This is a genomic window from Methyloceanibacter marginalis (genome assembly GCF_001723295.1).
Taxonomy (GTDB): domain Bacteria; phylum Pseudomonadota; class Alphaproteobacteria; order Rhizobiales; family Methyloligellaceae; genus Methyloceanibacter; species Methyloceanibacter marginalis.
Genome location: NZ_LPWD01000208.1, coordinates 1 through 6,382, shown reverse-complemented (window position 1 = coordinate 6,382; position 6,382 = coordinate 1). Strand labels below are relative to the sequence as shown.

Sequence of the window (6,382 nt, the reverse complement as noted above, 5' to 3'; positions counted from 1 at the left end):
GCTCAGTTGGGAGAGCGCAGCAATCGCACTGCTGAGGTCGTCGGTTCGATCCCGTCCGGCTCCACCATTTCCAAGACTTCAAGCCTCTCCAGAGGCGTTTTGCCTCACTTCTTTTTGGCCGCGTCCTGTCCGGTCGGCCCTTTCCAACCCTCCGGCCATTGCAGATTGCCTTCGGCGTCGCGCACCCGGAAGAACCAGCCGACGGCCGGGATCAGCATGATGCCCGGAATGAAGCGGACGCCTGCGGCGACGACGCGGTTCAGGAACCCCTCGATGATCACCCAGTTGCCGCGCATGAAGCGCCGGTAGGCGGCTTCGGCCATCGCTTCGGGGGTCATGCGGGGAAAATAGACCATGTAGCGCGAATGCTCGGCACCGGCCTTCTCGTGCATGGTGGTCTCGATCGGGCCGGGCGCGACGACACAGATGCGCACGCTCGAACCGAACACTTCCCACGCGAGCGCCCGGCTCCATGAGATCATGAACGCCTTGGTGGCGGCGTAAGTCGCCTGATAGGGCACCGGCATGAACCCTTCCAACGAAGCGACGTTGAGGACGCCGCCTTTGTCGCGCGCCAGCATGTCGGGCAGGAGGCGCGCGTCAGGTCCACCACGGCGCGCACATTCAGATCGACAATCTTGAGAAGTTGCTCCCGGTCCTGGTCCTGGAAGAAGCCGGCCGTCATGATGGCGGCGTTGTTGACAAGAGATTCGCAATAGAGGCCTTTCGTGCGCAGGACCTCAACGAGCTGATCGCAGCCTTCCGGCGTGGCGAGATCGCAGGCGGCATGGTGAGCCGGCACGTCATGGGCGGACGCGATTTCGCGCGCGGTCTTGGCCAAAGCCTCTTCGTTGCGCGCCACGAGCAGTAGCGTGTGGCCGTGCTTGGCGAACTCCTCAGCCAGCGCGCGCCCGATCCCTTGCGTCGCGCCGGTGATCACGGCGGCAGGCGCAAGCTCCGGTTGATCGTCACGCGCGTCATGTCTATCCACCGCCACTTTTGGGAGGCTCAATACCCAACAGGGTCAACCGCGCCGGCAAGCAATCACCTAACACAAATGGTTGCAAGCAGGTGCGGCCACTGCCGGTAACCGTGCCAGCCCCAATCGGTTGGGACCGGCTCGGACACCGCGTTAGAGTTTGCCAAGGTCATGTCAAGCCTCTGTTTGCCGGATTGGAAGTGTGCAGCGCAATGTCGATAATTCGTTACCTCTGTTTACCCCTTCTCGGGGCTCTTGGCGTCGCTTGGCTGGCCTCCGCCTCCGCTGCGGAGCAGAGCCTCGGCGAGGCGGTCCGTGCGGCGGATGCTAAATATCTCGAGGCGCCTGAGATCGGCACGGTCGACAAATCCCCCAAGATCGTGGCGGGCGGCGGCGAGGATGGCCTGCCGGCCCTCGATGATGAAATCTCCTCCGGTCCCTTGCGGGTGACCTTGACCTATGTCGAGGAAGAGCCCCAGCCGGAAGAGAAGCCCAAGCACAATGACCTGCCGGGCGAGGCCGACGACGCTGCGGTGGAGAGCCCCGCCGTGGACGAGCACTGGCGGGGGGCGAGATTCCTTTGGAGGACATTCCCGAGGAGGCGATGCTTCCGGGCGAGTTCGATCTTGGCGAGACGGCATGGCGCAGGGCAGTGGTGACCGTCTATTTCGACGATCCGAACCCCAAGACCGCGGCGCCCGAGGAGACCGAGACCCCGACGCCTGACTTGGATCAGCCGCAAGGCGCGAGCGAAAGCGGCGAGGGGGAGGCAGACGCCGCCGCCGAGCCTCCGGTTCCGGCCGGGCCGCGCGTAGTGGCCACGCTCGAAGGGCCGAGTGCCGGGGTTTCAAACCCGCCGGTCAGTATTCAGATCGCCGAGCTCGACCCCAGCAACGCCTTTCCAGAGGTGGTGGTGTCGTTCTTCACCGGCGGCGCCCATTGCTGTTCGGCGACACATGTGGTCACGAGCAACGCGGACGGGTCCGAATGGACCACGCTCGACGTCGGAGAATTCGATGGCGGCCCGATGCTGGCGCTCGATCTCGACGGCGACGGCACGTTCGAGTTCGAGACCCGGGACAATGCCTTTCTCTATGCCTTTGCCTGCTACGCCTGCTCGGAGGCGCCGCTCCAGGTGCTCGCGCTTGAGAACGGCAAGATAAAAGATGTGAGCGCCGCGCCCCGCTTCAAGCCGGCCCATGCCGCCTGGCTTAGGAACATGATCGTGGGGGTACCGGAGCAGGAGGTGAATGGCTTCCTGGCGGGCTATGTGGCTCAGAAGATCAGGCTCGGCGAGGGCAAGCAGGCCTGGGCCCTGATGCTCAAATATTACGACCGCGAGACCGACTGGGGGCTCGACATCTGCGACGGGAAACGCGACGAGGCCGGAGACTGTCCGGGCGAGACCAGGCGAGTGGCCTTCCCAGAGGCGCTCGAACTTATGCTTAAGGAAAACGGTTATAAGATAGGGGGCTGAGCCCAAACCCTGAGGATTTCCGGGCGAAATCCGGGGAGAGGGTCGGAGTTCCCCTTGCCTGGGGCGGCCTTAGCGGCGGCGCCGGGCGGGTTTTATGCGTTTTTTCGAGGAGTAGGGCGCATGGCACCGCGCGCTTTCTGGACCGGCTATCTCAGGCTCTCGCTGGTCAATATCCCGGTCAAGCTCTACGCCGCGACGTCGTCGGAGCGGTCCATCGCCTTCCACCAGATCCACGAGCCGACCGGAGAGCGCATCCGCTACCAGAAGATCGCGCCGAGCGTGGGGCCGGTCGAGAATGAGGAGATCACCAAGGGCTATGAGTACGAGAAGGGCAAATATGTCCTGATCGACCACAAGGAGGTCGACGAGTTGAAGCTCGAATCGAAGCAGACCATCGATCTTGCGCGCTTCGTCGACGAGGACGCGATCGACCCGCGCTACTTCGAAACGCCTTATTACCTGATGCCCGACGGCGACATGGCCGACGAGGGCTACGTGCTCCTCCATCGCGCGCTCAAAGAGACGAAGAAGATCGGCGTGGGTCAGTTCATCCTGCGCGGCCACGGCAACATCGCGGCCATCAAGCCCTTCGAGAAGGGTCTGCTGCTCGAAGTGCTGCGTCACGCGAACGAGATCCGGCCGGCGGACAAGCTGTTCGACGAAATTCCCGAGGTCAAGGTCGACAAGGAAGCGCTCGATCTCGCCAAGGAGCTCGTCACGCGCAAGGCCGGCAAGTTCGAGCCCAAGGAGTTCAAGGACGAGTACCGCGAGGCCGTGTGGGAGCTGATCCAAGCCAAGCTCGAGGATCGCGCGCCGGAGATCGTCACCGAGCAGCCTGGCGGCGCCAAGGTCATCAACATCATGGATGCCCTGAAGAAGAGCGTGCAGCAGGGCAAGAGCGGCGGCCGGACCGCAAAAACAAGCGCGAAGAAGTCGTCCTCATCGCGCTCGTCAAAGAAGACCGCACGACCCGCGAAGCGGAAATCGGCTTAAGAGATGGTGCGCGCGCGAAGCGACGACCCCCTTGCCACGTACAAGGCGAAACGGGACTTCGCCAAGACGCCCGAGCCGGGTGCGAAGCGTGCGCGCAAGAAGGGTGACAGCTTCGTCATCCAGAAACACGCGGCACGGCGCACCCATTTCGACTTCCGCCTGGAGCATGACGGCGTGCTCAAGAGCTGGGCCGTGACACGCGGCCCGAGCCTCGATCCCGCGCAGAAGCGGCTCGCGGTGCGCACCGAGGACCATCCGCTCGAATATGGCGGCTTCGAAGGCGTCATCCCCAAGGGCGAATATGGCGGCGGGCCGGTGATGATCTGGGACGAAGGCACCTGGGAGCCGATCGGCGATCCGGACGAGGGTCTCGCCAAGGGCGATCTCAAGTTCCGGCTGCACGGCAAGCGCCTCAACGGCGACTACGTGCTGGTGCGCATGAAGAAGGACCGCACCGGCGGAAAGCGGGAGAACTGGCTGCTCATCAAGAAGCGCGACGATTATGCCGGCGACGGCGAGGAGCCCACCGAGCAGTACGACACCAGCGTCAAGACCGGGCGCACCATGGACGAGATCGAGACCGGCGCCGACTCCGCCGTGTGGTCTTCCAACAAGGCTCAAAAAAAAACTCCGGCACCAAAAAGGCGAACGGCAAAGGCAAGCTCGCGCGCAAAGAGGCGCCCGCCCTTCGTCGAGCCGCAGCTCGCCACGCTCGAAACGCGCGCGCCCGCGGGCGACGACTGGCTGCATGAGCTGAAATATGACGGCTACCGCATCGAGGCCTGCAAGGCGGGCGACGAGGTCACCCTGTTCAGCCGCAGCGGGCTCGACTGGACCGTGCGCTTTCCGGCGATCGCCAAGGCGGTCCTGACGCTTCCTTGCGAGAGCGCGCTGATCGACGGCGAGGCCGCCTATGTGCTGCCTTCGGGGGTGACCGACTTCAAATCGCTGCAAGAGCACATCGACAAGCCCGATCCGGCAATCCGCTATTTTGCGTTCGATCTTCTATCTCTCGACGGCAAGGATCTGCGCAAAGAACCGCTCTCAGAACGCAAAGAAAAATTGCGCAAGCTGATGGCGGCGAACGGCGTGTCGGACTTTCTGATCTATTCCGACCATGTCCTGGGCGACGGTCCCGCCTTTTTCGACAAGGCCTGCAGTACGCAGCTCGAAGGCATCATGTCGAAGCGCGCCGATGCGCCCTACCGCTCCGGCCGCGGCAAGAGCTGGCTCAAGGTCAAGTGCACGAGGTCGCAAGAGTTCGTCATCGGCGGCTTCGCCGAATCCGACGTGCGCGGCAAGCCGTTCTCCGCGCTCCTGCTCGGCGTCTATGACGGCGAGGCGCTCATCTTCGCCGGCAAGGTCGGCACCGGCTTCAATGCGCGCGATCTGAAGGCGCTGGCCGCGCGCTTCAAGCCGCTCATCCGCAAGACCTCGCCGTTCGAGAGCGTGCCGGGGCCCGAGCGCAAGGGCGCGGTATGGCTCAGACCCGAACTCGTTTGCGCGGTGAACTTCACGGAGTGGACGCGGGACGGGCGCCTGCGCCATCCGAGCTTTCAGGGTTTGCGCGAGGACAAGCCGGCGCGCGCGGTGATCCGCGAGGGCAACGACACTCAGGAGGCCGCGATGCCGGCAAAGACGAAGAGCGCGTCAGCTAAGACAAAGACCGCGAAGACGAGCGACGTGAGTTTCGGCGCTATCACCCTGTCGAGCCCCGACAAGGTGCTCTATCCGGACATCGGCTTCACCAAGCTCGACCTCGCGCGCTATTACGAGAGCGTCGCTTCGGTCATGCTGCCTTATGTGGCCAAGCGGCCCATCAGCCTGGTGCGCTGCCCCGAAGGCGTCGACGGCGAACGCTTCTTCCAGCGCCACGCCATGAAGGGCATGAGCAAGGCGATCAAGGAAGTTGCCATCCCCGGCGGCGAGACCAAGAAGCCGTATCTCTATATCGAGAACGAGGACGGGCTGTTCGCGCTGACGCAGATCGGCACCCTCGAGGTCCATGACTGGGGCGTGTCACTAAAGAAGATCGACAAGCCCGACCGTCTGGTGTTCGACCTCGACCCGGACGAGGATCTCGACTTCGCGGTGTTGCGCGCCGCGGCCGAAGAGGTGCGGGACTTTCTCGCCGAGCTCGGCTTCAAGAGTTTCCTCAAGGCCACCGGCGGCAAGGGCTTGCATTTGGTCGCGCCGCTCACGCCGAAGGCGGCTTGGGACGAGGTGAAAGCGTTCGCCAAGGCGGTCGCCGATGCGCTGGTCACCGCGCGGCCGGACCGCTACACGGCCAATCCGCTCAAGCGCACGCGCGTCGGCAAAATCTTCGTCGATTATCTACGCAACCAACGCGGCGGCTCGTCGATCTGCAATTTCTCCACCCGCGCCAAGGCGGGAGCGCCGGTCGCCACGCCGCTCCGCTGGGACGAGCTGAAGCGTCTCGACAGCGGCGCGCCCTATGACGTCGAGACCCTGCCCGCCCGGCTGAAGCGTCTCAAGACCGACCCTTGGGAGGATTTCTTCACCACCCGGCAGTCGATCACCGCCAAGGCGAAAAAAGCGCTCGGCCTTGACTGAGGGGAGGCCCGGCTGACGGCTGCCTAGCCGAAGTGTTCCCAGGTCACCTTGCGGAGCTCGGGAAGCGTGAACGGTTTTTGCAGCACGGCCGCATGGCCGAAACGGCCGTCGACGCCGGCCTGGCCGTAGCCCGTCACGAACACGAACGGAATGCCCTGCCTGGTCAACCATTCCGCCACCGGATCGGAGCGCTGCCCGCCACCGAGATTGATATCCAGGACCGCGCCATCGAGATGCTCGTCCTCACAAAGGGCTATCGCCTGGCTGGCCGTGGCGGCGGGTCCGACCACCTCGAAGCCGAGTTCGATCAACTGATCCTCGATCAGCATCGCCACCAGGGCCTCGTCCTCGACCAGCAG

General features: G+C 64.1%; 7 protein-coding genes. 4 read left to right on the top strand and 3 right to left on the bottom strand.

The window, feature by feature from the left end:
- Positions 1-104 precede the first annotated feature (104 nt).
- Positions 105-527, bottom strand: coding sequence for an SDR family NAD(P)-dependent oxidoreductase (locus tag AUC71_RS22325; RefSeq protein WP_069623926.1), 423 nt, complete (start codon positions 525-527; stop codon positions 105-107).
- Entirely contained in the window at positions 479-991 is a 513-nt protein-coding gene (locus AUC71_RS22320; protein ID WP_069623925.1) for an SDR family NAD(P)-dependent oxidoreductase, read from the bottom strand. Before AUC71_RS22320 ends, AUC71_RS22325 begins: the two co-directional genes overlap by 49 nt.
- Before the next feature lie 200 nt (positions 992-1,191).
- On the opposite strand from AUC71_RS22320, the gene AUC71_RS18680 reads away from it, so the two are divergent.
- The 4 genes from AUC71_RS18680 to ligD all read left to right on the top strand — a co-directional run bounded on the left by AUC71_RS18680 (position 1,192) and on the right by ligD (position 6,023).
- Positions 1,192-1,638 (top strand): hypothetical protein, encoded by a 447-nt coding sequence (locus AUC71_RS18680; RefSeq protein ID WP_141701559.1) that lies wholly within the window; start codon positions 1,192-1,194, stop codon positions 1,636-1,638.
- The gene (locus AUC71_RS08505) at positions 1,560-2,456 is read left to right on the top strand and encodes a hypothetical protein (protein ID WP_069623923.1); all 897 of its coding nucleotides are present in this window, start codon (positions 1,560-1,562) and stop codon (positions 2,454-2,456) included. The genes AUC71_RS18680 and AUC71_RS08505 overlap by 79 nt, the downstream gene beginning before the upstream one ends.
- A gap of 120 nt (positions 2,457-2,576) precedes the next feature.
- Complete coding sequence (ku, locus tag AUC71_RS08500) at positions 2,577-3,449, top strand: non-homologous end joining protein Ku (protein WP_069623922.1); 873 nt, start codon at positions 2,577-2,579, stop codon at positions 3,447-3,449.
- A gap of 3 nt (positions 3,450-3,452) precedes the next feature.
- Entirely contained in the window at positions 3,453-6,023 is a 2,571-nt protein-coding gene (gene ligD / locus AUC71_RS08495; protein WP_069623921.1) for a DNA ligase D, read from the top strand.
- Between the two features lie 23 nt (positions 6,024-6,046).
- Here the strand turns inward: ligD and AUC71_RS08490 are convergent.
- Positions 6,047-6,382: response regulator (locus tag AUC71_RS08490; RefSeq protein WP_069623920.1), on the bottom strand; the 336-nt coding region annotated here is incomplete at its 5' end.

Coding starts and splice junctions, on each gene's coding strand:
- ligD (WP_069623921.1), top strand. CDS start 3,453: ATGGTGCGCGCGCGAAGCGACGACCCCCTTGCCACGTACAAGGCGAAA.
- ku (WP_069623922.1), top strand. CDS start 2,577: ATGGCACCGCGCGCTTTCTGGACCGGCTATCTCAGGCTCTCGCTGGTC.
- AUC71_RS18680 (WP_141701559.1), top strand. CDS start 1,192: ATGTCGATAATTCGTTACCTCTGTTTACCCCTTCTCGGGGCTCTTGGC.
- AUC71_RS22325 (WP_069623926.1), bottom strand. CDS start 527: ATGCCGGTGCCCTATCAGGCGACTTACGCCGCCACCAAGGCGTTCATG.